Source organism: Streptomyces achromogenes (assembly GCF_030816715.1).
GTDB classification, from domain to species: domain Bacteria; phylum Actinomycetota; class Actinomycetes; order Streptomycetales; family Streptomycetaceae; genus Streptomyces; species Streptomyces achromogenes_A.
Genome location: NZ_JAUSYH010000001.1, coordinates 5,501,435 through 5,526,750 on the forward strand (window position 1 = coordinate 5,501,435; position 25,316 = coordinate 5,526,750).

A 25,316-nucleotide genomic window follows, 5' to 3' on the forward strand; every position below is an offset into this window, starting at 1 on the left:
CGGCCCTGAGAGCCGGCCGCGGCGGACGGACGCGGGGAAGACGAAGCCCCCGGCGGCACGGGGCGCCGGGGGCTCGTCCGGAAGATCCGGGACGGAAGGTCCGCGACGGAAGATCCGCGACAGGTCCGGGACGGAAGGGTCCGGGGAAGGGCTCAGCCGCTGTAGGGCTCGGCCTTGAGGATGCGCACGGAGGCCTTCTTGCCGTTGGGCAGCTCGTACTGCGCCTCCTCGCCGACCTTGTGACCGATCACGCCGGTGCCCAGCGGGGACTGCGGCGAGTAGGTCTCGATGTCGGAGCTCGCGTACTCGCGCGAGGCGAGCAGGAAGGTCATGGTGTCGTCCTCGTCGCCGTCGAAGGCGATGGTCACGACCATGCCGGGCGCCACCGCGCCGTCGGTGGAGGCGGGGGCCTCGCCCACCTTGGCGTTCTCCAGGAGCTGGGTCAGCTGGCGCACACGGAGCTCCTGCTTGCCCTGCTCCTCCTTGGCCGCGTGGTACCCACCGTTCTCACGCAGGTCCCCCTCCTCGCGTGCGGCGGCGATCTTGGGCGGCGATCTCCGTGCGCGCAGGACCAGTAAGGTACTCAAGCTCGACCTTGAGCTTGTTGTACGCCTCCTGGGTCAGCCAGGTGACGGACTCGCTGGTCTGGGTCACAGGTGCTCCTCGTCGGTACCGGGAATACAAAGCATCGCCCACCCAGAAGCATGTTCCTCAGGTGATGGGCGAAACCACGAGCCTAACAATTCAGTGGCCGAAGGGGGAGGACATAAGCCACCAGAATTGCGTCGGAGCAGGTCACCGGGCGTGTATTGCCGTCGGTGCCACCCGTGTGGGGGCTCTCGCGTCAGTCGGCGTGGCAGCCGAGCAGCTCCGCCGTGGTGCCCTTCGCCGTCGTACGCAGGGTGACCACCTTGTCGATGCGGGTGTCCGAACCGGGGAACCGGAAGTCCGCCCGGCCCACCTCGGCGCCGTCGGCGGCCTGCGAGCGCACGGTGCAGTAGCCGCTCGTGCCCGAGTCCTTGCGGACCTCCAGGTGGACCCGCACCGTCGCGTCCGAGGTCGCCTCGAAGGCGATCACCTCGGCGCTGATCTTGTTCTGGCCGACGTAGTGATAGGCGAAGTAGCCCACCAGCGCCAGGAGCAGGGCGCCCAGCACCGCACCGGCGATCTTGAGCTTGTGGTCGGCGCGCTCGTCCGAGGAGCGGCCGTACCGGCCCTCCGGAAGTCGCGTGCCGGCAGTGCTCATGATCGTCCTCTCGGCGCGGAATTAATCGCCCCCCGATTCGGTCACTATAGAAGCCTGCGATCGCGCCGGTGCACACCGGGCGCCGACTTACCGAGGATTGAGTCTTGACTGACCAGCTGCGACTGATGGCCGTGCACGCCCACCCCGACGACGAGTCGAGCAAGGGCGCGGCCACCATGGCGAAGTACGTGTCCGAGGGGGTGGACGTGCTGGTCGTGACCTGCACGGGCGGGGAGCGCGGCTCCATCCTCAACCCCAAGCTGCAGGGCGACACGTACATCGAGGAGCACATCCACGAGGTGCGCAAGAAGGAGATGGACGAGGCCCGCGAGATCCTCGGCGTCCGACAGGAGTGGCTGGGCTTCGTCGACTCCGGCCTGCCCGAGGGCGACCCGCTGCCGCCGCTCCCCGAGGGCTGCTTCGCGCTCGAGGACGTCGACAAGGCGGCCGGCGAGCTGGTGAAGCAGATCCGCACCTTCCGTCCCCAGGTGATCACCACCTACGACGAGAACGGCGGCTACCCGCACCCCGACCACATCATGACCCACAAGATCTCCATGGTGGCCTTCGAGGGTGCGGACGACACCGAGAAGTACCCCGAGAGCGAGTTCGGCCCCGCCTACCGGCCGCTGAAGCTCTACTACAACCAGGGCTTCAACCGCCCGCGCACCATGGCGCTGCACCAGGCGATGCTCGACCACGGCCTGGAGTCCCCCTACGGGGAGTGGCTCAAGCGCTGGGAGGAGTTCGGGCAGCGGGAGCGCACGCTCACCACCCACATCCCGTGCGCCGACTTCTACGAGATCCGCGACAAGGCGCTGATCGCCCACGCCACCCAGATCGACCCCGACGGCGGCTGGTTCCGCGTCCCGATGGAGATCCAGCGCAAGGTGTGGCCCACCGAGGAGTACGAGCTCGCGAAGTCGCGCGTCGACACCGCCATCCCCGAGGACGACCTCTTCGCGGGCATCCGCGACAATGCCTGATATGAGCGCAAGCGTGAGCCTGGCAATGACGCACCTCGTCCCCCTCGCCAAGGAGGTCGACGAGAACAAGGTCACCCCCGGCGTCCTCGGCTTCATCGTCTTCGCGGCGATGGCGGTGGCGGTGTGGGGCCTGATGAGGTCCATGAGCAAGCACATGGGCAAGGTCGACTTCAAGGAGAGCGCGGTCGGCGCCGAGCGGACCTCCGGCGGCACGCCGACGGACGCCCCGCGTGACACGGCGGCGCAGACGACGACGGGGAAGCCCTCCTCGGCGACGTGAGGCCGCGCCCGGGCGGGAGCGGATGCCGGGGCGGGCGGCGAGCGGCGGCGCCGGGCCTGAGGGTCCGGCCACAGGCCGAGGCCGGGCGAGCGCCGAGCCGACGGCGAGGGGCCGGGCCGGGCCCGGGGCGACCTGGGCGAGGCTTCGGCCTGCTCACCAGGGTCATGCCGTCGGCCGTCGCGGCGTCCGCCGACTCGGCCGCGGCGGCAGCGCCTGGCCGGGAACGCGGGACGGGTCCACGACCGGTGTGCCGCGAGCCGGGCAGCGGCAGGCGCACCGCCCGGCCCACGCCCGCGCCGGGCCGGGCTTCTCACCTCGCGCCGGGCCGGGCTTCTCACCTCGCGCCGGGCCGGGGTTCTCAGTCCGCGCCGACCTCCACCCCCATGACCTCCCGGCCGTGCCTGCCCGGTACCAGCCCCAGGCGCCAGGCCTGCCAGCCCGACTCCAGGCGCACGCCGCGTTCCAGCAACAGGCCGTAGGCCTCCAGGCACTCGGTCAGCCGGTCGTCGCGCAGCGGATGGTGCGCCCGGCGCAGCTCTGCCAGGTCCTCCTGGGCCACCGCGGTGCCCACCTCCACGCCGCCCGGGGCCGCGTACGGCAGGAGCGTGCAGCGCAGGAAGCGGGCCCAGTCCTCGCCGCGCCGGTCGCCGTACGACGTGAACAGGGCCGCCGCCTCCTCGCACAGCGCGAGGGCCGCCTGGGTACGGGCGTTGCCCGCGTCCACGATCGCCAGCTCGACGCACGTCCAGGCCTCGCCGTGGGCGACGCCGATGCGCTGGAAGTCGGCGCGGGCGTCGACGAGGAGCTGCCGGGCGAAGCCCGAGTTGCGCAGCGAACCGGTCTGGGCGGCGCGCTGGTCCCGGGTCACCCGCGCCGAGTGGTGCCGGGCGCAGGCCAGCCCGTAGACGTCCCGCATGCGGGAGAAGAGGGTGCGGGAGCGTTCCAGTTCGCGGACAGCGTGGTTCAGGTCGCCCGTCTCCTCCAGCGCGAGCCCCAGGTAGTACACCGTCCACGCCTCGCCGCGCGCGTCCTCGTTGTCCCGGTGCCGCGCCGACGCCCGGCGCAGGTCCTCCGCGGCCGGCCCCGGATCGCCGTCGATCAGACGGGCCCGCGCCAGCTGGGTCATGGCCCACGCCTCACCGCGTGCGTCGCGGGTGCGGCCGTACAGGTCGAGAGCCTGCCGCAGTTCGGACTCGGCCCGCGGCACGTCGCCCCGCCGCAGATGCAGCTGCCCCAGCTGGAAGTGCGCCCACGCCTCACCGTGCACGGAGCCGCCCTCGCGGTGCAGCTCCAGCGAACGGGTCAGCAGGTCCAGCGCCTCGGCGAGATGGGCCCGGTCACGTTCCACCGCCGCCAGCGCGTGCATCGTCCAGGCGCGGTCGGTGGCCAGCTCGGGCGCGGCCTGCAGAGCCATCGCCTCCCGCAGCTTCGCCGACGCCTCCGTGAGCTGGCCCTGGTGGTGCAGGGTGATGCCCAGTGAGCACAGCGCCCGAGCGGCCCCCGCGTCGTGATGGGCCTGCAGATACAGGTCGACGACCGAACTGAGCGTGGTACGTGCCTTGTCGAGCTCGCCCAGCTGACGGGCCGCGATGCCGGTGCGCCACTGCACGGACCGCACCAGCAGGTCCTGCCCGACCGACTGCGCCAGCTCGCTGATCTCACCGAGCCGGTACAGGTCGCCGCGCAGCAGGCAGTAGTCGCACAGCGCGCCCAGCAGACTCATCACCGCGTTCTGGTCCACGCCCTCCGCGTGCCGCAGCGTCGCCGTGATGAAGCTCGACTCGTCGTCCAGCCAGCGCAGCGCCTCGTCCAGCGAGGTGAAGCCGTGCGGGGTGAACCGGTCGGAGCGGGTCGACATGTTGCCGTCGACCAGCCGCAGCACCGAGTCGGCGAGTTCCGCGTAGCTGACCAGCAGCCGCTCCTGCGCCGCCGAACGCTCGGCGGGGTCCTCCTCGTCCAGCAGACGGGCCTGCGCGAAACCGCGCACCAGGTCGTGCAGACGGTAGCGGTCTCCCCGGACCCGGTCGACGAGACCCGCGTCGGCGAGGGCCGCGAGGAGACGGGCCGCCTCCGGACGGTCCGTCGCGAGCAGCGCGGCCGCCGCGGCCGTACCCAGCGAGGCCCGTCCCGCCAGCGCCAGCCGGCGCAGCAGCCGGCGCGTCGTCTCCGGCTGGTCGGTGTAGCGCAGCCACAGCGCGCGCTCCACCGGGTCCACCGGGCCGTACGCCGCGAGATCCGCGGCGAGGGCGCGCGGCGAGCGCGGGCCCAGCGAGGACCCCACGACGCGCAGCGCGAGCGGCAGGCCGCCGCACAGCTCGATGATCCGGTCCGCGGCCTCGGCGTCGTACGGACCCGAGGCGTCCTGCGCCGCCGCGCCCAGCAGTTCCTCCGCGCCCGCCGCCTCCAGCGGACGGACCGCCAGTTCGTGCACCCACGCCGACAGTTCGGCCGGCAGGGCGAGCGCCGTCCGCGCGGTCACGAGAACCAGACTGTCGGAGCGTTCCGGGACGAGCGCCCGGACCTGCCCGACATCCGAGGCGTCGTCCAGGATCACCGTCACCGGCAGGCCCGTCAGGTGCTGGTGGTACAGCTCGCCGAGCCGCTTCAGCTGCTGCTCCGCCGAGGAACGCTCACGGAAGAGGAGCTGCTCGCGGGGCGCGCCCAGCCGGTTCAGCAGATGCAGCAGGGCGTCCCGGGTGGGCAGCGGGGCCTCGCCCGTGCTGTCCCCGCGCAGATCCACCACGCAGGCGCCGCGGAACTGGTCCCGCAGATCGTGCGCGGCCCGCACCGCGAGTGCGGTGCGGCCGCTGCCGGGGGCGCCGTGCAGCACGACCACGGTGGGCCGCGTCTGCGTGCTGGCCCGTGCCGCCTGCACCCACTGCCGGATCTGGGCGAGTTCCGTCCTCCGCGCGGCGAACGGACCGGCGGGTTCGGGCAGTTGCGCGAACGACTGCTGCAACACCGTCCGCCCGCGTGCCGCCGCGCTCTTGTCGGCGCCGCGCAGCTGCGGTCCCGTCGCCTTCTTCGGACCGGTCGTCGCGCTCAGCACCCGCTGCTGGTCCAGGAACGGCCGGATGCCCCGCACCTCCAGCGCCGTGAGCCACTGCAACCGCAACTGCTCGGCGCCGCCGGGCTGTCCGGCCGCACCGGCCCGGTGATGCGCGGCCGGCAGATGCGACCCCGCCACCTTCACCACCGTCGCCGCCGCCCCGACGACCCCGACGGTCACCCCGGCGCCGAGTGCCGTGCCCGGGCCCGTGCCGAGCGCGAGGTCGGCGACCGCCGTCGTCAGGGCGGCGACGCCCGCCACCAGCAGCGGAGTGCGGCCGCCCTCGCGGGCGTAGCGCTGTCCGAAACTGATCCGGGCGGCTTCCGACTCCTCCAGGGCGCGGGCGTACGCCTCGTACTCCTCGGCGGCGGTCTGCGCCATCGCGTCGAGCGCGCCGCGCGCCCGCGTCAGCAGCGCCTGCCGGTCGGTACGCCCGCCGGACCGCCGCACCTCTTCCTCCACGGCCCGCGCCAACAACTGCTCGGCTTCCGCCCTATGGCCGTCCCGCATGTCCCGTCCCCCTCCGGCGGCACCAGTTGTGCTCGGTCAAGTGTGCGGCGGGCGGCTCCTCGGCGCGAGGGGGCGGGAGGCGTTGCGGCACGGGGCGCCCTCGCCACTATCGTGATCGCAGCAACCGAAGAGGATGACGGGGGAAGTCGCATGAGCGTGCACAACGGGGGGCCGGCGGGTCCGCCGCAGGGCCCCCACCAGCCCTACCCGCCCCAGCCGCCCCATCCCCACCCGCCCCAGTCGCCCCAACAGCCTCGTTGGGCCTGGTGGGTCGTGGGGATCGTCATTCCGGTGGTGGGCATTCTCATCACGGTGCTGGTCAGCCGGCCGGGTTCCTCGGACGGCGACGGGAAGGCGGCGCCGGCCTCCGACGGGCGGCCGTCCGTCTCGCCGTCGTCCTCCGCCCCGGCGCAGCCCCCGGCGTCCGCCACGCCGGGCGCCGGGACGGCACAGGTGCGGTACGGCCCGGCGGACGTGGCGGCCGACGTGACCAACTCCGGGTCGTACATCGAGCTGGACACGTCCCAGCCGGTCGTGTCGGGCAGCTCCGTCAAGGGCGCGGACGTCATCTTCGGCGCGTCCCTCGGCGATCCGACGCTGTTCGTGCCGGGCTCCGCCTCCAACCTGGCCCCGCTGCCCGCCTCCGGTCCCGCCCCGAGCGCGGGGGAGTGCGCCGAGAGTGTGGACCGCAACGGCACGTACACGGCCGACGTGAAGCGGGGCGACCGTTTCTGCCTGCTGACCGACCAGGGGCACGTCGCCTACCTGCGCGTCGTGACCGCGCCGAGCACGGGCCAGGGCAAGCTCAACGTCACCGTCTGGGACATGCCTGCCGCCTGACCGGCCGGGACCTGCGGCAGGATGGAGGCCATGGCGAACCGACTGGCCCATGAGACGTCCCCCTACCTGCTCCAGCACGCCGACAATCCCGTCGACTGGTGGCCCTGGTCGGCGGAGGCCTTCGAGGAGGCGCGCAGGCGGGGCGTGCCGGTGCTGCTGAGCGTGGGATACAGCAGCTGCCACTGGTGCCATGTGATGGCGCACGAGTCCTTCGAGGACCAGGAGACCGCCGACCGCCTCAACGACCACTTCGTCAACATCAAGGTCGACCGGGAGGAGCGTCCCGACGTCGACGCCGTCTACATGGAAGCCGTGCAGGCTGCCACCGGGCAGGGCGGGTGGCCGATGACCGTGTTCCTGACGCCCGAGGCCGAGCCGTTCTACTTCGGTACGTACTTCCCGCCCGCCCCCCGGCACGGCATGCCCTCCTTCCGGCAGGTGCTGGAGGGGGTGCACCAGGCGTGGACCGAGCGGCGAGACGAGGTGGCCGAGGTCGCCGGGAAGATCGTGCGGGACCTGGCCGGACGGGAGATCTCCTACGGGGACAGCCGGGCCCCTGGCGAGCAGGAACTGTCCCAGGCGCTGCTCGGCCTGACCCGGGAGTACGACGCGCAGCGCGGCGGTTTCGGCGGCGCGCCGAAGTTCCCGCCGTCGATGGTGCTCGAGTTCCTGCTGCGGCACGCCGCGCGGACCGGCGCCGAGGGCGCGTTGCAGATGGCGCGGGACACCTGCGAGCGGATGGCGCGCGGCGGGATCTACGACCAGCTCGGCGGCGGGTTCGCCCGGTACTCCGTCGACCGTGACTGGGTGGTGCCGCACTTCGAGAAGATGCTTTACGACAACGCCCTGCTGTGCCGCGTCTACGCCCATCTGTGGCGGGCCACCGGGAGTGAACTGGCCCGGCGGGTCGCGCTGGAGACCGCCGACTTCATGGTGCGCGAACTGCGCACCGCCGAGGGCGGGTTCGCCTCCGCGCTCGACGCCGACAGCGACGACGGCGAGGGCAACCACGTCGAGGGCGCGTACTACGTGTGGACGCCCGCGCAGCTCGCGGCGGCGCTCGGCCCCGAGGACGCCGAACTCGCCGCCCGCTGTTTCGGCGTGACCGAGGAGGGCACCTTCGAGCACGGTGCTTCCGTCCTGCAACTGCCGCAGCAGGAAGCCGTGTTCGACGCCGAGCGGATCGCCGGCGTCAAGGAGCGGCTGCTGCGGGCGCGTGCGCTGCGCCCGGCGCCCGGCCGGGACGACAAGGTCGTCGCCGCGTGGAACGGGCTCGCGATCTCCGCGCTGGCCGAGACCGGCGCCTACTTCGACCGTCCGGACCTGGTGGACGCGGCCGTCGCCGCCGCCGACCTCCTCGTCCGGCTGCACCTGGACGACCAGGCGCGTCTGGCGCGGACCAGCAAGGACGGTCACGTCGGGGCCAACGCGGGCGTCCTGGAGGACTACGCCGACGTCGCCGAGGGTTTTCTCGCGCTGGCCTCGGTCACCGGGGAGGGGGTCTGGCTGGAGTTCGCCGGGTTCCTGCTCGACCACGTCCTCGCCCGGTTCGCCGACCCGGAGTCCGGCGCGCTGTTCGACACCGCCGCCGACGCCGAGCGGCTCATCCGGCGTCCGCAGGACCCGACCGACAACGCCGTGCCCTCCGGCTGGACCGCCGCGGCCGGCGCGTTGCTGAGCTACGCGGCCCACACCGGCTCCGAGCCGCACCGCACCGCCGCGGAGCGGGCGTCGGGCGTGGTGAAGGCGCTCGGGCCACGGGTGCCGAGGTTCATCGGGTGGGGGCTGGCCGTGGCCGAGGCGCTGCTCGACGGCCCGCGCGAGGTCGCCGTCGTCGGCCCCGGCACGGACGACCCGGCGTCGAAGGCTCTGCACCGCACGGCGCTGCTGGGCAACGCCCCGGGCGCGGTCGTCGCCTTCGGGGTCCCCGGCGGCGACGAGTTCCCGCTGCTGGCCGACCGCCCGCTGCGCGGCGGCGCACCGACCGCGTACGTCTGCCGCGACTTCACCTGCGACGCCCCCACCACCGACCCGGAGCACCTGCGCACCGCGCTGGGCGGCCGGGAGCAGCCGGCGGGCTAGAGGGCGGGCAGCCCAGCGGCCGGCCAGCCGGGAAGGCGGGGACCGGCCTGGGCGCTCGGCGGGCCGCCGCCCGGGAGTTCGGCGGGTCAGCCCGGGAACTCGGCGAGGGCGCGTTCCACGATGGCCTCCAGCTGGTCGTGGTGCGCGCCCTTCCAGTACGCGCGGCCGCAGGAGCGGCACTGGGCGAAGACGTCGTAGTTCTGCTGGGTGCCGTGTTCCAGTTGGTCGGCGACCTCGTCCTTGGTGGCCTGGCGCAGCTCGCCGTTGCAGGCGGTGCACCTGGTCCAGGGGCGCAACGCGGGTGCGAACCGGTCGAGGACGTCGCGCAGTTGCTCGGCGGGGTCGTTGCTGTAGACGTAGCCGCCCGCCCACAGTTCGCGCCGGCGCAGGAGGCCCCGGTCGCGGCTGAGCATGACGCGCTGTTCGGCGGCCGAGCGGGCGGCGAGCGCCGGGTCGCCGATGTCGGTCGACTCGTACGCCGTGTCCACGCCGAGCAGACGCATCCGGCGGGCGAGGGTGCCGAGGTGGACGTCCAGGAGGAACCGCAGCGGGGCGCCGGGGACGCGCTGGGGGCGGCTGACCGGGCGGACCTCGACGGACTCGCCATCGGCGGGGATGTGCGAGACCGGTGCCTCGCGGCCGTCGACGACGAGGGAGCCGACCTCGGTGAGGGGCACCCCGAGGGACTCGACGACGTGGCCGAGCGTCGACACGCCGTCGACGGCGAGTGCGGTGGCGCCGGCGCGCCGGGCGTGCGGGACGAACAGGGCCAGCTCGGGAGCGACTTCGAGGCGGATCTCGGGTGCGTTCACCTGGCCAGGATGGCATGGGGGGAGGGGCGGGGGCTCAGGGGTTTCGGCTGCCCGGGCCCTGCTCGCCGACGGGCTTCGGACCATGCTGCCCGCCGGGCTCCGGACCGTCTTTCCGGCCGTGTTCCAGTCCGTGTTCGAGGACGTCCAGGGCGCGGTCGAGGAGGGCGGGGAAGTCGCCCTGGTGGCCGTTCTCCGCCCAGTACATGGACGTCTCCATCAGGCCGCCGATGAGCGACATCGCGTGGACGCGGACCTCCAGACCGTCGGGGTCGCGGCCGGTGCGCTCGGCGATCGCGGCGCAGAGCATCCGGCTGGTGACCGACATGCTCTCCATCATCCGCGCGCGCACCGCCGGAACCTGGACCAGCAGGCGGGTGCGCAGCCTCGCCACCTCGATGTCGTCCTCGACGCCCGTGCGGGCGGCCGCCAGCATCACCTGACGGATGGCCTGCGGCCACGGCTCGTCCTCCGGACGGCCGCGCAGTTCCTCCAGGAGGACCGGGTCGTACTCGTCGGTGAGGACGATGTCCTCCTTGGTCGGGAAGTAGCGGAAGACGGTCGACGGCGACACCTCGGCGCGCTCGGCGATCTGGTCGATCGTCGTGGCGTCGTACCCCTGCTCCCTGACGAGCGCGTAGGTCGCGGTGCGGATGGCCTCGCGGGTCTTGATCTTCTTGCGCTCGCGGAGACCGAGTCGCGGGCGGTCGGCGGGGGAACTGATGCGTGCGGCCGTCATGGGGCTCATTGTCGGGCATCGGCCTGGGGGGAGACCACGTCGGGACCGGTGCCCCCGGGGCCGCCGTTGCGGGCGTCCGCGTTCTTGACGCGCGGGCTCCCCGGCAGGAACGCCGCCGCCAGTAGCGCGGAGGCCAGTGCGGCGGCGGCGCAGACCAGCAGGACCAGTCCCATGCCGTGGACGTAGGCGTCGTCGGCGGAGCCGGTGAGAGCGGTCAGGTGTGTCCGCTCGGCGATCAGGTGTGCGGCGATCACCGAGTCCCCGGCGGTGTCGGCGGCTCCGGCGGGCAGGCCGGTGACGTCCAGGCGGTCGCGGAAGGTCCCGGCGAGCAGGCTGCCGAGCAGGGCGATGCCGATGGCGCCGCCGACCTGGCGCAGGGTCATCAGCAGGCCGGAGCCGCTCCCGGCGCGGTCCGCGGGAAGGGTGCTCAGGGCGCCGGCCATGGCGGGCACGATGGAGAAGCCGAAGCCGAGGCCGGCGACCGACAGCCACAGCGCGGTGAAGCCGTACCCGGAGTCGACCGTGGTACGGCTGCCCAGCAGCGCGGCGAAGGCCAGCACCGTCAGGCCCGCGCTGACCACGGCCCGCGCCCCGAACCGGGCGACGACCGGCTGTGCGGCCCGCGCGGCGACCACCAGCCCGCCCATCATCGGCAGCAGCCGCACTCCGGTGCCGAGGGCGTCGTTGCCGAGGACGGCCTGGAGGTAGGGCGGCAGGACGAACAGCAGGCCGGAGAGCACGAACATGACGAGGGTCGCGGCGAGGGTGTTGAGGAGGAACCCGCGGTGGGTGAGCAGACCCATGTCGAGCATGGGCCGCGCCGACCGGCGCTCACGCAGCACCAGCGCGGCGATCAGGACGACGGCCGTGCCGGACATCGTGAGGACGAGGGGGTCGCCCCAGCCGCGGCCCGGAGCCTCGATGATCGCGTAGATGAGCGCGCCGAGGCCGGCCGCGGTGAACGCGGTGGAGGCGGCGTCGACCTTGGGGGAGGCCGGGTCACGGGTCTCCGGCAGCAGGAACACGCAGGCGGCGATGCCGATCGCGGCCATGGGGAGGTTGATGAGGAAGACCGAGCCCCACCAGAAGTGGTCGAGCAGCCAGCCGCCGACGATCGGTCCGAGGGGGAGGCCGAGCGTGGATCCGGCGGAGACGATGCCGACGGCCTTGGTGCGCTCGTCGGGTGCGAAGAGCGAGGGCAGGACCGACAGCCCGAGGGGGATGACGAGCGCGGCGCCGACGCCCATGACGGAGCGGGCGGCGACGACCGCCGCGACGTCCCCGGCGAGGGCGCCGGCCAGTGAGCCGGCGAGGAAGATCCCGAGGCCGGCGACGAGCATCCGGCGGCGGCCGAACCGGTCGCCGAGGAGCCCGGCCGGGAGCATCAGCGCCGCGAAGACGACGACGTACGAGTCGGCCATCCACTGCTGCTCGCCGGTCGTGGCGCCGAGCTGCTCCGCCATGGTCGGGAGCGCCACGTTGAGGATCGTCGTGTCGAAGCCGAGTGTGAGCATGCTGGCGACCAGGGCGGCGAGGGCCCACCAGCGGCGGGGGTCGGGGCCCGCGCCGGGTGCGTTCATGGGAGTAACCATGAAATGAGAGTAACTGTCAAAAAGTAGCTCCTGTCAATATCAGGTCCGTTTCCGGGCGTGAACAGCATGAAAAACGGCCATGGCGGGGTCGCCATGGCCGAAACGTAGAGGGGGAGGGGCGGTCAGCCGTGCTGGTACGCCACGAGGGAGATGCCGACGTAGTGCACGACGAACGCGGCGAGGGTGAGGGAGTGGAACACCTCGTGGAAGCCGAACCAGCGCGGTGACGGGTTGGGGCGCTTGATGCCGTAGATCACGCCGCCCGCGCTGTACAGGAGTCCGCCGACGACGACCAGGACCAGGACGGCGATGCCGCCGGTGCGCATGAAGTCGGGCAGGAAGAAGACGGCCGCCCAGCCCATCGCGATGTAGCAGGGGGTGTAGAGCCAGCGGGGGGCGCCGACCCAGAAGACCCGGAAGGCGATCCCGGCGAGCGCCGCGGCCCAGATGCTCCACAGCAGCCACCGCCCCTTGTTCCCGGGCAGGAGCAGCAGGGTGAGCGGCGTGTAGGTGCCCGCGATGATCAGGAAGATGTTCGCGTGGTCGAGTCTGCGCAGGACGCCGTCCATCCGCGGGCTCCAGTCGCCCCGGTGGTAGAGGGCGCTGACCCCGAACAGCAGGCAGGCCGTCAGGGCGAAGATTGCGCAGGCGACGCGGCCGCGGGTCGAGTCCGCCAGGGCGGTGAGGACCAGTCCGGAGACGAGGGCTGCCGGGAACATGCCGAGGTGCAGCCAACCGCGGAGCTTGGGCTTGATCTCTTCCGACAGGGAGTGCGCGAGGGACGCGGGGCCGGCGGCCGGCGAGTCCATGGGCGCGTCGGGGACGGGCGCAGTCATGGGGTGCAGGGTACCTACGGAACCGTAAGTTACGCGTCAGTACGACATGACTGACGGTGAGGAGTGGTCATCGTCTCACGGGGTCCGGGTCAACGGCCGACCGCGTGAACGTCATGGGAACGCAAAGTGACATCCGTACACGTGGCCATCCTCACTCCGCTCACTTGTGAGGCCCTCTGGACATATGGGCATGACCATCGGATGATCAAATGAGTGCGGTCGACACCGGATGAGCGCCAGAGGTCCATCACTGTGCAGCATCCGGGTCGCAGCCCCCACGGGGCCTCCAACAAAAAATCCCTCTTTTTAGGAGCAATCGTGGCGCGCGACATCGCGGCTCCCCCCGTCATTCCCACCCAGCACCAGGAACTCGTCTCCTGGGTGAACGAGATCGCCGAACTGACGCAGCCGGACAACGTGGTCTGGTGTGACGGATCAGAGGCCGAGTACGAGCGCCTGTGCGAGGAGCTCGTCGAGCACGGCACGTTCCGCAAACTCGACCCGGTCAAGCGCCCCAACTCCTACTACGCGGCCTCCGACCCGACCGACGTCGCCCGGGTCGAGGACCGCACCTTCATCTGCTCCGAGAAGGAGGAGGACGCCGGTCCCACGAACCACTGGAAGGCCCCCGCCGAGATGCGGGAGATCTTCTCCGGTGAGAAGGGCCTGTTCCGCGGCTCGATGCGCGGCCGCACGATGTACGTCGTCCCCTTCTGCATGGGCCCGCTGGGCTCGCCGCTCTCCGCGATCGGCGTCGAGATCACCGACTCCGCCTACGTCGCCGTGTCCATGCGCACCATGACCCGCATGGGACAGCCGGTCCTGGACGAGCTCGGCTCCGACGGATTCTTCGTGCGTGCCGTGCACACGCTCGGAGCGCCGCTGGCCGAGGGCGAGGCCGACGTGCCGTGGCCCTGCAACGCGACCAAGTACATCTCGCACTTCCCCGAGAGCCGCGAGATCTGGTCCTACGGCTCCGGCTACGGCGGCAACGCGCTGCTCGGCAAGAAGTGCTACGCGCTGCGCATCGCCTCCGTCATGGCCCGCGACGAGGGCTGGCTGGCCGAGCACATGCTGATCCTCAAACTCACCCCGCCGCAGGGCCGGCCGAAGTACGTCGCCGCCGCCTTCCCGAGCGCCTGCGGCAAGACCAATCTCGCCATGCTGGAGCCCACCGTCTCCGGCTGGACGGTCGAGACGATCGGCGACGACATCGCCTGGATGCGCTTCGGCGAGGACGGCCGGCTGTACGCCATCAACCCCGAGGCCGGCTTCTTCGGCGTCGCTCCCGGCACCGGTGAGCACACCAACGCCAACGCGATGAAGACGCTGTGGGGCAACTCGGTCTTCACCAACGTCGCCCTCACCGACGACGGCGACGTCTGGTGGGAGGGCATGACGGAGGAGACCCCGGCGCACCTCACCGACTGGAAGGGCAACGACTGGACCCCGGAGTCCGGTGTCCCGGCCGCCCACCCCAACGCCCGTTTCACCACGCCCGCCGCGCAGTGCCCGATCATCGCGCCCGAGTGGGAGGACCCCAGGGGCGTGCCGATCTCGGCGATCCTCTTCGGCGGCCGCCGCGCGAGCGCGGTCCCGCTGGTGACCGAGTCCTTCGACTGGAACCACGGCGTCTTCCTCGGCGCGAACGTGGCGAGCGAGAAGACGGCCGCCGCCGAGGGCAAGGTCGGCGAGCTGCGCCGGGACCCGTTCGCCATGCTGCCGTTCTGCGGCTACAACATGGGCGACTACATGGGTCACTGGGTCGACGTCGCCAAGGGCAAGGACCAGGCGAAACTCCCGAAGATCTACTACGTCAACTGGTTCCGCAAGAACGACGAGGGGCAGTTCGTCTGGCCCGGCTTCGGTGAGAACAGCCGCGTCCTGAAGTGGATCGTGGAGCGTCTGGACGGCCACGCCGAGGGCGTCGAGACCCCGATCGGCATCCTGCCGACGAAGGAGGCCCTCGACACCAAGGGCCTCGAACTCGACGACGAGGAACTCGACTTCCTCCTCACCGTCGACAAGGAGATCTGGCGCGAGGAGGCCGCCCTGGTCCCCGAGCACCTCAACACCTTCGGCGACCACACCCCGAAGGAACTGTGGGACGAGTACCGCGCGCTGGTGAAGCGCCTGGGCTGACACCCCGCGAGGACTCCGCGGCCGGTTTGGGGATGCCCTGACCAGCGATCGTCACGACCGGCCGCGGTGCGGTACCGGACACCCCCACGAGAGGCTTTTCGCCTGTCGTGGGGGTGTCGTGTCGTGGGGTGGTGTTTCGCCCCCGGTATTCATGTCCGGTCGGCCTATGGTGATTCCGTGCGCGGAATCCTGTTGGCCGGAGGCACCGGCTCGCGGCTTTGGCCGTTGACCCGCTCGGTGTCCAAGCAACTGCTGCCGGTATTCGACAAACCCATGATTTACTATCCGCTTTCCACGCTCGTCATGGCCGGCGTCCGGGACATTCTGATCATCACCGCTCCCGAAGACCAGGGGCAGTTCCGCCGATTGCTCGGCGACGGCGACGAACTGGGGCTACGGCTGCGATACACGGTGCAGAAACGCCCGGAGGGCATCGCCCAGGCTTTCCTGTTGGGGGCCGACTTCCTCGGCGGCGAATCCGTCGCCCTGATTCTGGGCGACAACATCTTCCACGGGAGCGGACTCGGCACCCGGCTGGCTCTGCACGGCGATCTGCGGGGCGGCCGGGTGTTCGCCTATCAGGTCGCCGATCCCTCGGCGTACGGCGTCGTGGAATTCGACGACATGGGCAGGGCAATCTCCATCGAGGAGAAACCGGCCCGGCCGAGGTCCCGGTACGCGGTGCCCGGACTGTACTTCTACGACAACCGTGCCGTGGGCATCGCCCGCGGCCTGCGGCCCAGCGCCCGGGGCGAGTTGGAGATCACCGATCTCAACCGCGTCTATCTGGAAGCCGGGGCGCTGCAGGTCACCCGGCTCGACCGGGGCACCGCGTGGCTCGACACCGGCACCTTCGGCTCCATGGTGCAGGCCTCGGAGTTCGTCCGGGTGATCGAGGAGCGTCAGGGATTCAAGATCGGCTGTCTCGAGGAGGCGGTCTGGCGGGCCGGCCTGGTCGACGACGACCGGCTCCGCGAGCTGGCCCGGCCGCTCCTCAAGAGCGGATACGGCCAGTACCTGTTGGGACTGCTGGAGGACTCCCGGCAGGTCGTCGCGTCCCCGTCGGCCGGGCACCCGCTGTGTGACGCGCACGGGCCGAGCGGACGGAAGGAGGCGGTCGTATGAGACCGCTCGGCATCGAAGGGGCGTGGGTGGACACGCCGGCCGTGTTCACGGACGACCGGGGCCGGTTCCACGAGTGGTTCAAGGCCGACGTGTTCCAGGACGTCGTCGGCCAGGGACTCCGGCTCGAGCAGGCCAACTGCTCCCGCTCCGCTCGCGGAACGCTCCGCGGGGTGCACGCCGCGGCGGTACCGCCGGGCCAGGCGAAGTACGTCACCTGCGTCAGCGGCGCCGTCCTCGACGTGGTGGTCGACATCCGCGTCGGCTCTCCGACCTTCGGGATGTGGGAGGCGGTCCGGCTCGACGACACCACGCACCGCTGCGTCTATCTCTCGGAAGGGCTCGGGCACGCCTTCATGGCGTTGGAGGACGACTCCACCGTCGTCTATCTGTGTTCGCGGGGATATGCGCCGAGTCGCGAGTTCGGGATCCATCCGCTCGACCCGGCACTGGGCATCGCCTGGCCCGACGACCTCGTGCCGCTCCTTTCCGCGAAGGACGCGGCCGCGCCCACGCTGGAGGAGGCGGAGCGGCAGGGTCTGCTGCCGTCCTTCGAGGACTGCGTCGTGTATCGCGGAGTTCTCGGCAGCGGCGCTTGAAAAGGCTGCTGTTCGGCGAGTTTCACTCTTTCGGCGGAATGGCGGAGGGGCGGCAAAGGCATGGATCTCGCCCGGGTGATCCGCGGCCACTGTATCGGACAATCATTCATAATTCTTTCACAAAAGGTAAAGAATGTCCTCGTTGTTCGTGACCGTAGGTGAAGTGGCATGCGAGCGGCATGGAACTCACTCAGTGCGCGCTTGCTGCTGATCCCCTCCCCATCGTGAGGAAGGTTCACTTGAACCGTAGAACGATTCGAATCTCGCGCCTGAAATCCGCCACGCTCGTCTCGGCGGGCGCGGTCGCCGTGGCGCTCAGCGTCGTCCCGAGCGCGGTGGCCGCCGCCGACGTGGTGCGTCAGCCGGGCGCCGACAGTTCCGTGACGCGACTGCGCCCGATCGAGCGGCCCTCCGTGGCCATCGCGGACGCGATCCGCAGGGCTGGCGCCGAGGGCCAGGCGACGGTGCAGTCCGACCGCGCCATGAGGTCCGCCGCCGCAGACAAGGACAAGGACAAGCATCACAGCGGCCGGGACCACGCGGGCCACAGGGGACCGCGCGGCCCCCAGGGCCACGAGGGCAGGCCCGGCAAGCCGGGCAAGCCCGGAAAGCCCGGCAAGCAGGGTCCGCAGGGCCCCCAGGGTCCGCAGGGCCCCCAGGGGCCACGAGGACCGCAGGGATTCCAGGGAGCTGACGGCGCGGATGGCGCTGACGGCGCCGACGGCGTTCAGGGTGCGACGGGTGCTCAGGGTGTCCCGGGTGCTGACGGCGCTCAGGGCGCCACGGGTGCTCAGGGCGCCACGGGTGCTCAGGGCGCCACGGGTGCTCAGGGTGCTGCGGGTGTTCAGGGTGCGACGGGTGCTCAAGGTGTCCCGGGTGCCGCGGGTGTTCAGGGTGCGACGGGTGCTCAGGGTGTCCCGGGTGCCGACGGCGCTCAGGGAGCCACGGGGGCCCAGGGAGCCACGGGTGCCCAGGGCGGAGTCGGCAACAACCTGTACGTCAAGACCGCGACGGGGACGGGGGCGGGAGGGGCCATTGCCACCTGCGATCTCGGGGACGTGGCCACCGGCGGCGGGGCCACGGTCAGCGGCGGCAATCTCCGGGACAACTCCCCGGTCGGCGGCACGGCCAGTTCGCCGCCCACGGGATGGACGGCCGGCGTCACGGGCACCAACACCGTCCAGGTCTTCGTGGTCTGCGCCGACGTAGCGCCGTAGGTCCTTCGAGACCGGCGGTGCGGTACCGGCCGCCGGTCTCACCGGACCCGCGTGGCGCGCGCCCTTCGAGGCTTCGGCCTCGGAGGCCGCCGCCGCACGAGGACCCGTCCGACCGACCGACCCGGTGCCGAGCGCCGGGCAGTGAGAGAACTCGGAGAGCCATGCGCGTCCTGGTGACCGGCGGTGCCGGATTCATCGGTTCCGAATACGTCCGGCAGCGGTTCGACGCGGATCCCGCGGCACGGGTCACCGTCCTCGACAAGCTCACCTACTCGGGGGTCGAGGCCAATCTGGCGTCGGTGGCGACCGTCCCCGGCTACACCTTCGTCCGGGGCGACATCTGCGACCCGGACGTGGTCGACCAGGTGATGGCGGGCCAGGACGCGGTGGTGCACTTCGCCGCCGAGTCGCACGTCGACCGGTCGATCGAGGGGGCCGGCCCGTTCGTGCGCACCAATGTGCTGGGCACGCAGGTGCTGCTCGACGCGGCCCTCCGGCACGGCGTCGGCCGCTTCGTCCAGGTGTCCACGGACGAGGTGTACGGCTCGATCGGCGAAGGGTCGTGGACCGAGGACCGGCCCCTGGCCCCCAACTCCCCGTACTCCGCGTCGAAGGCCGGCGCGGACCTGCTGGCGCTCGCCCACCACCGCACCCACGGCCTGGACGTCGTGGTCACCCGCTGCACCAACAACTACGGGCCGTACCAGTTCCCCGAGAAGGTCGTCCCGCTCTTCGTCACCCGCCTGCTCGACGGGAAACCGGTCCCCCTGTACGGGGACGGCCGCAACGTCCGCGACTGGCTGCACGTCTCCGACCACTGCCGGGGCATCGACCTCGTCCTGCGCGGCGGCCGGGCCGGGGAGGTCTACCACATCGGCGGAGGCGTCGAGCTGAGCAACCACAAGCTCACGGGTCTGCTGCTGGACGCCCTCGGCGCGGACTGGGACCGGGTCGAGCACGTACCCGACCGCAAGGGGCACGACCTGCGCTACTCGCTGGACGACAGCAAGATCCGCGAAGAACTCGGCTACGTCCCGCGGACGGACTTCACGGAGGGCCTGGCCGCCACGGTCGCCTGGTACCGCGCCCACCGCTCCTGGTGGGAGCCGCTGAAGGAGAGGGCCGAGCGTCTCCTCGCGCACCGCGAAGAACGGGTCCCGCGATGACCACGAGGTGGCTGGTCACCGGCGCCCACGGGCTCCTCGGCCAGGACGTGCTCGCCGAGCTCGCCGCCGATCCGGACGCCGTCGTGACAGGCCTCGGCCGCGACCGGCTCGACATCACCGACCCGGCCGCCGTGCGTGCCGCCCTCCCCGGCCATGACGTGGTCGTCAACTGCGCCGCCTGGACGGACGTCGACGGCGCCGAGCGGTCCGAGGCGGCGGCCACGGCCGTGAACGGCACCGGCGTCCGGAACCTCGCCCGCGCCTGCGCGGACGGCGGCGCGATCCTGCTGCACCTGTCGACCGACTACGTGTTCCCGGGCGACGCCCGCGGGCCGTACCCCGAGGACGCGCCGACCGGCCCCGTCAACGCGTACGGCCGGAGCAAACTCGTGGGTGAGCGGGCGGTCGTCGAGCTGCTGCCGGACACCGGCTACGTCGTGCGCACCGCCTGGCTCTACGGCGAGCACGGACCCAACTTCGTGGCCACCGTGCTCGAACTCGCCGCCCGCCGCGAGTCCTTGGACGTGGTGGCGGACCAGCACGGTCAGCCGACCTGGACCCGGGCGCTCGCCCGGCAGCTGGCCGCCCTCGGCCGCGCCGCGCTCACGGGCCGGGCCCCGGCGGGCATCTACCACGGCACCTCGGCGGGCCGCACCACCTGGTGCGGCCTGGCGCGCGACACCTTCCGGCTCAGCGGTCTCGATCCCGAGCGGATCCGCCCCGTCGGCTCGGATAAGTTCCCCCGGCCGGCCGCGCGCCCGGCGTTCGGCGTGCTCGGCCACGGCAAGTGGCTGCGGGCCGGCCTGCCGCCCCTGCCCCCGTGGGACGACCAGCTGGCCTCGGCCGTGAGACTGCCCGCCTTCGCCGCACTGGCCGACGCGGCCCGCACGACGCGCCGGCCCTGAACAGACGGGAGGCGCCCTGCGGAACCCGGGAGTCCTGCGGGGCGCCTCCCGTACACGGGACCGGGACCTACACGAGCAGCGGGCCGCCGCACCGTTCGGCGCCGTCCTTCACCGAGATGAGGTTGGCGATCACGTACGAGATGTTCTTCTCGGAGTGCCACTGGGACGGGAAGCAGGTGGTCAGCCGCGAACTCTGGAACCTGGCCTCGATCTCCGGCACGAAGGCGCGGTACTGGTCGTCCGTGTAGTACCAGAAGGAGTTCTCGTTGTAGTACGCGACGTGGGTCGGGTCCTGGTACGCGCCGCGGCCGTCGGAGCTGGGGGTCGTGCTGAGGAGCATGCCGCCGGGCGCCAGCAGCCGGTACAGCTCGTTGATCAGGGGAATCTTGGCGGGCACGTGCTCCAGGAAGTCCACGGCCCGCATCAGGCCGACGGAGTCGTCGGGCAGGTCCAGCCTGCCGGGCAGGGTCGCGACGATGTCGACGCCCTCACCGGGGTACTGGTCCACGCCCAGGTAACCGGGCGGCTTGCGGTGCGCCGCTCCGAGGTCCAGCGCGAGCAGCCCCCTGCGGTAGGTCCAGGCGAGGGCGTTGGCCTCGATGTACTTGTCGTACAGGGCGACCGTCTCGGTCTGGATGTGCGCGTTGGTCTCCGGGTCGCGCTGGGTGTTCGCCGGGTGCATCCGCTGCAGGTACAGGCAGCGGGGGATGTGGTGGAAGTCGCCGACGTGGAACAGACGGCACATCAGGTCCTGGTCGTCCAGGACCGAGCGGGAGGCGTCGTACCCGCCGGCCGTCTCGTAGGCGTCCCGGCGGAACGCCCGTACGTGGTTGGGCGCGTACCAGATGTACGCGATGTTGTGCGGCGTCGGAGCCATCGCCCTGACCTGCAGCAGGTTCTGGCCGTCGACGCGCACGTCCTCGTAGTGCCAGCCGTGCGACTCGTTGAAACGGCTGTCGTCCCGTTTCCCGTCCTCGGTGATCTGCGCGGTGTTGCTGTACACGAAGACCGCGTCGGGATTCTCGTCGAACGCCTTGCCGAGCTCCGCCAGGCACGCCTTCGCCAGCAGGTCGTCGTGGTCGAGTTCGACGAGGATCTCGCCGCGGGCCAGTTCACAGGCCCTGCGCTTGGCGGCTCCGACGCCGGTGACGTCGTCCGCGATCTCGATCCGGACCCGGTCGTCGGGGCGCTCCGGTCGCCAGCGGGCGCCGTTGTTGAGCAGGACGATCCACTCCCAGTCCGGACAGGTCTGCGCCTGCAGCGTCGCCAGGCAGTCGTCGAGGAATCGGGTTCGGTGGCTGGGGGTGAAGACGGAGAACCTCGGGGTGGCCGTCGACGTCATCTGGTGCTCCCTGCTCGGCTCGATGGTCGTCGGGAGGCCGACTTCGAGCGGATCGGGGCGTGCCGACGTGCCGGAGTCGACCACCGTCATGTGCGCCGACGTTACGAGCCGGTCGCGAGGACGCCGCCGTCCGGCAGGCACTTGTGGTGTACAGATCACCCGAATGGGGGGACCGCGGCGAAGAGTCGCCAGAGGCGGGGCCGTGGTGTGGGCGTGGCACGGTGATGGCGCCCGGTCCGCGCGTCGCTGCGGGTGCACGCGGACCGGGGCCGTTCGAGGTCCCCGAGGGGGGAGCCCCCGGGGAGGGGGTCAGCCGGCGGCGCTCAGCTCCCGCTGCTCGGCCTGGCCGGCGGCGTGCGCGTCCATGCGCTGGGCCGCCAGGATCGCCACGGCGGTGTCCGCGCGGGACGCGGCGACGAGGAGGGCGCGGCCGGCGAGGGCGTGGGCGCGGTCGTGCAGTGCCGCGGGCTGTGGCGCGGCCGGAGCGGGGGCGACGAGGTCGGAGCGGACCTGCGTCCGTCCGCCGCGCAGCCTGGCCACCTGCTGTGCGAGCCGGGTGGCCGCGGCGTCCAGGTCGGCGGACGGCGCGGTGGCGCGCAGCTCGTCGGTGACGGCGAGCAGCGCCGCGAGATGACCCGCGAGCTGGATGTCCAGCTCCTCCTCGCGGGAGCGGTGGGGGAAGTCCGAGGGCGTGTCGGCCATCGTGGCGTGGACGGACCTACGGGAAGAAGCTGTGTGGATCGGCTCGTACATGAGGATGGCCTCCCGTGCTGTCAGGAAACCATCCTAGCTTGGATTTCGTCTAAAGTTGAGAGATTCAAGAAGTTGTTGCCCGGATGATGTTTAAGGCTGGCTGTAGCCGTCCAGGAAGCGGGCGATGCGGCCCACCGCGTCCCGCAGGTCCGTCGCCGTCGGCAGGGTGACGACCCGGAAGTGGTCCGGCTCGGGCCAGTTGAAGCCGGTCCCCTGGACCACCATGATCTTCTCCCGGCGCAGCAGGTCGAGGACCATCTGCCGGTCGTCCCTGATCTTGAAGACCGCGGGGTCGAGGCGCGGGAAGAGATACAGCGCCCCCTTCGGCCGCACACAGGTGACGCCCGGGATCTGCGTCAGCAGCTCGTACGCCGTGTCCACCTGCTCCTTGAGCCGTCCGCCCGGCAGCACCAGGTCGTTGATCGTCTGGCGTCCGCTCAGGGCGGCCACCACGCCGTGCTGCCCCGGCATGTTCGCGCACAGGCGCATGTTCGCCAGGATCGTCAGACCCTCGATGTAGGAGTCGGCGTGCGCGCGCGGGCCGGAGATCGACATCCAGCCGACCCGGTAGCCGGCCACCCGGTACGCCTTCGACATGCCGTTGAAGGTGAGGGTGAGCAGGTCGGGGGCGACCTTGGCGGTCGGCGTGTGCGTGGCGCCGTCGTAGAGGATCTTGTCGTAGATCTCGTCCGAGCAGATCAGCAGGTTGTGCCGGCGTGCGATGTCCGTCAGCCCCCGGATCATCGCCTCGTCGTAGACGGCGCCGGTCGGGTTGTTCGGGTTGATGATGACGAGCGCCTTGGTGCGGTCGGTCACCTTGCGCTCGATGTCGGCGAGGTCCGGCATCCAGTCCGCCTGCTCGTCGCAGCGGTAGTGCACGGCGGTGCCGCCGGAGAGCGAGACGGCGGCGGTCCACAGCGGGTAGTCCGGGGCCGGGACCAGCACCTCGTCGCCGTCGTCCAGCAGCCCCTGCATCGCCATGACGATCAGCTCGGAGACGCCGTTGCCGATGAAGACGTGCTCGACGTCCGTCTCGATGCCGAGCGTCTGGTTGTGCATCACGACGGCCCGGCGCGCCGCCAGCAGGCCCTTGGCGTCTCCGTAGCCGTGCGCCGTGGAGACGTTGCGGAGGATGTCCTCCAGGATCTCCGGCGGGGCCTCGAAGCCGAAGGCGGCCGGGTTCCCGGTGTTCAGCTTGAGGATGCGGTGACCGGCCGCTTCCAGCCGCATCGCCTCCTCGAGAACCGGGCCCCGGATCTCGTAACAGACGTTGGCGAGCTTGGTCGACTGGATCACCTGCATGTCTGGGAGCTTACGGCCCGGTAACGCCTTCAGGAGGGTGTTTTCCGCCACGTGGGGCGGATGGTTTGGGTGGTTATCGCCGGCAGCTGTCCCGGGAGTCGCTCCTGTCCCTACAATCCGCGGCATGTTCAGGCCAGGTGAGAGTGGCGTGCCTCCGGTTCAGTCGATCGTGTACCACCCGTACGCCGAGACCGATCCGGCCTCGTACGAGCGGTACGCCGATCCGGCGGCTGCCCATGGGTGGGAGAACGCGTACGACGAGACCGCCGAGCTGCCCAGGGTCCGTACCCCGGATCCGGTGTCGGGGCCGGAGCCGGGCGGCCGCGCGCGCCGTCGGCGTGCCGCGCACCGGACGGGGGGCCGGCCTTCGCGCCGCGTGCTGGCCGCCGCCGGGGCGGTCGGGGCGGTGGCGCTGGCGGCGGTGGCGGCGGGGATGTCCTTTTCCGGAGATCCGGCCGGTGACCAGCGGGGGAAGCAGGGGGACATGCGCTCGGCGTCGGGTGACGCGGTGAGCCCGTCGGGCGGGCCGGCTTCGGCCCCGAGCGGCTCCGCCGGGTCCGTGGGGCCGACCCCGTCCGTTTCGGTCGCTCCGAGGTCGTCCTCGGGGGTGACGGCGTCCGAGGCTCCCTCCGTCGGGTCGTCCGCCGACGCCACCGCGAGCCAGGCGGCGACTGCCGCGGCCTCCGTTTCGGGGTCCGCGAAGGGCAACCCCGGGAAGGGCCGGGGCCGGGGCAAGGGGGGCAGGTAGGCCGGGGCGCCCCGGAGCCGAGGTCCCCGCGGCTGAAAAGCGACCCTTGTTCTCTCCCCTCTGTGCACTAACAATGCGCATGTCAAAAACAACGGGCGGCCGGAAGATCTCCGGTCGCCCTGTCGTCAGAGGGGACCCCCACATGAGAAAACCTCTCGTCGCCGCCTGCTTCGCCCTGGCCATCGCCGGGGCGGGCGCGGCGCCCGCGGTCGCCGCACCGGCCGCGGCCGGGACCGGGGCGGCCGCCCTCAAGGCCGCCGCGCCCACGCTCAAGGCCGTCAACCTCGCCGGGACCGTCGCGCTCAGCAACTGCTCCGGCTCGGTCGTCCGCTTCCCCAGCTCCCTGGACACCGACCCGGCGCTGGTGCTCTCCAACGGCCACTGCCTGTCGACCGGGTTCCCGGAGCCGGGCGAGGTGCTCGTCAACCAGGCCTCCAGCCGCACCTTCGGCCTGCTCAACTCCGCCGGCACCCGGGTCGCCACCCTGCGCGCCAGCAAGCTCGCCTACGGGACGATGACCGACACCGACGTCTCGATCTACCAGCTCACCAGCACCTACGCGTCGATCAGGAACTCGTACGGCATCTCGGCGCTGACCGTGCAGGACACGCACCCGGTCGCCGGCACCGCCATCACCGTGGCGTCCGGCTACTGGAAGCGGCTCTACAGCTGCAACATCGACGGGTTCGTCTACCGGATGAAGGAGGGCGACTGGACCTGGAAGGACTCGGTCCGTTACACCTCCGCCTGCCAGACCATCGGCGGCACCTCCGGCTCGCCGGTGATCGACCAGGCCACCGGCAAGGTCGTCGCCGTAAACAACACCGGCAACGAGGACGGCCAGCGCTGCACCGAGAACAACCCCTGTGAGGTCGACGCGAACGGCAACGTCACCGTCCGCAAGGGCATCAACTACGCCCAGGAGACCTACCTGATCCCGGCCTGCTTCAAAGCCGGCAACCAGATCGACCTGAACAAGAGCGGGTGCACCCTGCCCAAGCCGTAGGGACTGTCCGCCGGACAGCCCCTGGGACGGGCGGCGGGGCGTTCC

General features: G+C 71.6%; 21 protein-coding genes and 1 pseudogene. 11 read left to right on the forward strand and 11 right to left on the reverse strand.

Translation table 11 applies throughout. The features are described from left to right. Positions 1-152: 152 nt before the first annotated feature. Positions 153-654 (reverse strand): annotated as a pseudogene (gene greA / locus QF032_RS24875) (transcription elongation factor GreA). A gap of 190 nt (positions 655-844) precedes the next feature. Continuing rightward, positions 845-1,246 (reverse strand): DUF4307 domain-containing protein, encoded by a 402-nt coding sequence (locus tag QF032_RS24880; RefSeq protein ID WP_307045499.1) that lies wholly within the window; start codon positions 1,244-1,246, stop codon positions 845-847. Between the two features lie 125 nt (positions 1,247-1,371). Here QF032_RS24880 and mca point away from each other — a divergent pair, with 125 nt between their 5' ends. Together mca and QF032_RS24890 are read left to right on the forward strand one after the other, a co-directional pair. After that, positions 1,372-2,232, forward strand: a complete 861-nt coding sequence (mca, locus tag QF032_RS24885; protein ID WP_307050286.1) for a mycothiol conjugate amidase Mca — start codon at positions 1,372-1,374, stop codon at positions 2,230-2,232. Beyond that, positions 2,225-2,512, forward strand: coding sequence for a hypothetical protein (locus QF032_RS24890; protein WP_307045501.1), 288 nt, complete (start codon positions 2,225-2,227; stop codon positions 2,510-2,512). Before mca ends, QF032_RS24890 begins: the two co-directional genes overlap by 8 nt. Positions 2,513-2,870: 358 nt before the next feature. Here QF032_RS24890 and QF032_RS24895 read toward each other — a convergent pair whose 3' ends face one another. Further along, on the reverse strand, positions 2,871-6,071 hold the full coding sequence (locus tag QF032_RS24895; protein WP_307045503.1) for a tetratricopeptide repeat protein: 3,201 nt from the start codon (positions 6,069-6,071) through the stop codon (positions 2,871-2,873). A gap of 291 nt (positions 6,072-6,362) precedes the next feature. On the opposite strand from QF032_RS24895, the gene QF032_RS24900 reads away from it, so the two are divergent. Next, positions 6,363-6,911: a hypothetical protein gene (locus QF032_RS24900; RefSeq protein ID WP_307045505.1), complete on the forward strand. Its 549-nt coding sequence runs from the start codon at positions 6,363-6,365 to the stop codon at positions 6,909-6,911. 30 nt (positions 6,912-6,941) lie between these two features. Continuing rightward, positions 6,942-8,993, forward strand: a complete 2,052-nt coding sequence (locus QF032_RS24905; protein ID WP_307045507.1) for a thioredoxin domain-containing protein — start codon at positions 6,942-6,944, stop codon at positions 8,991-8,993. Between the two features lie 86 nt (positions 8,994-9,079). On the opposite strand, the gene QF032_RS24910 is transcribed toward QF032_RS24905, so the two are convergent. From QF032_RS24910 to trhA, 4 genes are all read right to left on the reverse strand, one after another. Then, positions 9,080-9,805 (reverse strand): Mut7-C RNAse domain-containing protein, encoded by a 726-nt coding sequence (locus QF032_RS24910; protein WP_307057540.1) that lies wholly within the window; start codon positions 9,803-9,805, stop codon positions 9,080-9,082. A gap of 34 nt (positions 9,806-9,839) precedes the next feature. After that, the gene (locus tag QF032_RS24915) at positions 9,840-10,541 is read right to left on the reverse strand and encodes a TetR/AcrR family transcriptional regulator (RefSeq protein ID WP_444875771.1); all 702 of its coding nucleotides are present in this window, start codon (positions 10,539-10,541) and stop codon (positions 9,840-9,842) included. 5 nt (positions 10,542-10,546) lie between these two features. Further along, the gene (locus QF032_RS24920; RefSeq protein WP_373430377.1) at positions 10,547-12,133 is read right to left on the reverse strand and encodes a DHA2 family efflux MFS transporter permease subunit; all 1,587 of its coding nucleotides are present in this window, start codon (positions 12,131-12,133) and stop codon (positions 10,547-10,549) included. Between the two features lie 122 nt (positions 12,134-12,255). Next, entirely contained in the window at positions 12,256-12,969 is a 714-nt protein-coding gene (trhA, locus tag QF032_RS24925; RefSeq protein WP_307045516.1) for a PAQR family membrane homeostasis protein TrhA, read from the reverse strand. Positions 12,970-13,287: 318 nt separating this feature from the next. Between trhA and QF032_RS24930 the strand changes: the two genes are divergently transcribed. From QF032_RS24930 to rfbD, 6 genes are all read left to right on the forward strand, one after another. Further along, positions 13,288-15,111 carry a phosphoenolpyruvate carboxykinase (GTP) gene (locus QF032_RS24930; protein WP_307045518.1) on the forward strand — a complete coding sequence of 608 codons (1,824 nt, stop codon included), beginning with the start codon at positions 13,288-13,290 and terminating at the stop codon, positions 15,109-15,111. A gap of 177 nt (positions 15,112-15,288) precedes the next feature. Beyond that, positions 15,289-16,236, forward strand: a complete 948-nt coding sequence (gene rfbA, locus QF032_RS24935) for a glucose-1-phosphate thymidylyltransferase RfbA (protein WP_307057544.1) — start codon at positions 15,289-15,291, stop codon at positions 16,234-16,236. Then, positions 16,233-16,832: a dTDP-4-dehydrorhamnose 3,5-epimerase family protein gene (locus QF032_RS24940; RefSeq protein WP_307045522.1), complete on the forward strand. Its 600-nt coding sequence runs from the start codon at positions 16,233-16,235 to the stop codon at positions 16,830-16,832. The genes rfbA and QF032_RS24940 overlap by 4 nt, the downstream gene beginning before the upstream one ends. Positions 16,833-17,071: 239 nt before the next feature. After that, complete coding sequence (locus tag QF032_RS24945) at positions 17,072-18,049, forward strand: hypothetical protein (RefSeq protein ID WP_307057546.1); 978 nt, start codon at positions 17,072-17,074, stop codon at positions 18,047-18,049. Between the two features lie 161 nt (positions 18,050-18,210). Then, entirely contained in the window at positions 18,211-19,215 is a 1,005-nt protein-coding gene (rfbB, locus tag QF032_RS24950; protein ID WP_307057549.1) for a dTDP-glucose 4,6-dehydratase, read from the forward strand. After that, a complete protein-coding gene (rfbD, locus tag QF032_RS24955; RefSeq protein WP_307057550.1) occupies positions 19,212-20,120 on the forward strand; it encodes a dTDP-4-dehydrorhamnose reductase in 909 nt (302 codons plus the stop codon). Before rfbB ends, rfbD begins: the two co-directional genes overlap by 4 nt. Positions 20,121-20,187: 67 nt before the next feature. On the opposite strand, the gene QF032_RS24960 is transcribed toward rfbD, so the two are convergent. From QF032_RS24960 to QF032_RS24975, 4 genes are all read right to left on the reverse strand, one after another. After that, complete coding sequence (locus QF032_RS24960) at positions 20,188-21,552, reverse strand: glycosyltransferase (protein ID WP_307045531.1); 1,365 nt, start codon at positions 21,550-21,552, stop codon at positions 20,188-20,190. 219 nt (positions 21,553-21,771) lie between these two features. Further along, positions 21,772-22,215, reverse strand: coding sequence for an SCO4983 family protein (locus tag QF032_RS24965; protein WP_307045533.1), 444 nt, complete (start codon positions 22,213-22,215; stop codon positions 21,772-21,774). A 90-nt stretch (positions 22,216-22,305) separates the two neighbouring features. After that, complete coding sequence (locus QF032_RS24970; RefSeq protein WP_306949564.1) at positions 22,306-23,517, reverse strand: pyridoxal phosphate-dependent aminotransferase; 1,212 nt, start codon at positions 23,515-23,517, stop codon at positions 22,306-22,308. Between the two features lie 159 nt (positions 23,518-23,676). Beyond that, positions 23,677-24,225, reverse strand: coding sequence for a hypothetical protein (locus tag QF032_RS24975; RefSeq protein ID WP_307057552.1), 549 nt, complete (start codon positions 24,223-24,225; stop codon positions 23,677-23,679). Positions 24,226-24,407: 182 nt separating this feature from the next. Between QF032_RS24975 and QF032_RS24980 the strand changes: the two genes are divergently transcribed. Then, positions 24,408-25,271 (forward strand): S1 family peptidase, encoded by an 864-nt coding sequence (locus QF032_RS24980; RefSeq protein ID WP_307045537.1) that lies wholly within the window; start codon positions 24,408-24,410, stop codon positions 25,269-25,271. The last annotated feature ends 45 nt before the right edge of the window (positions 25,272-25,316 follow it).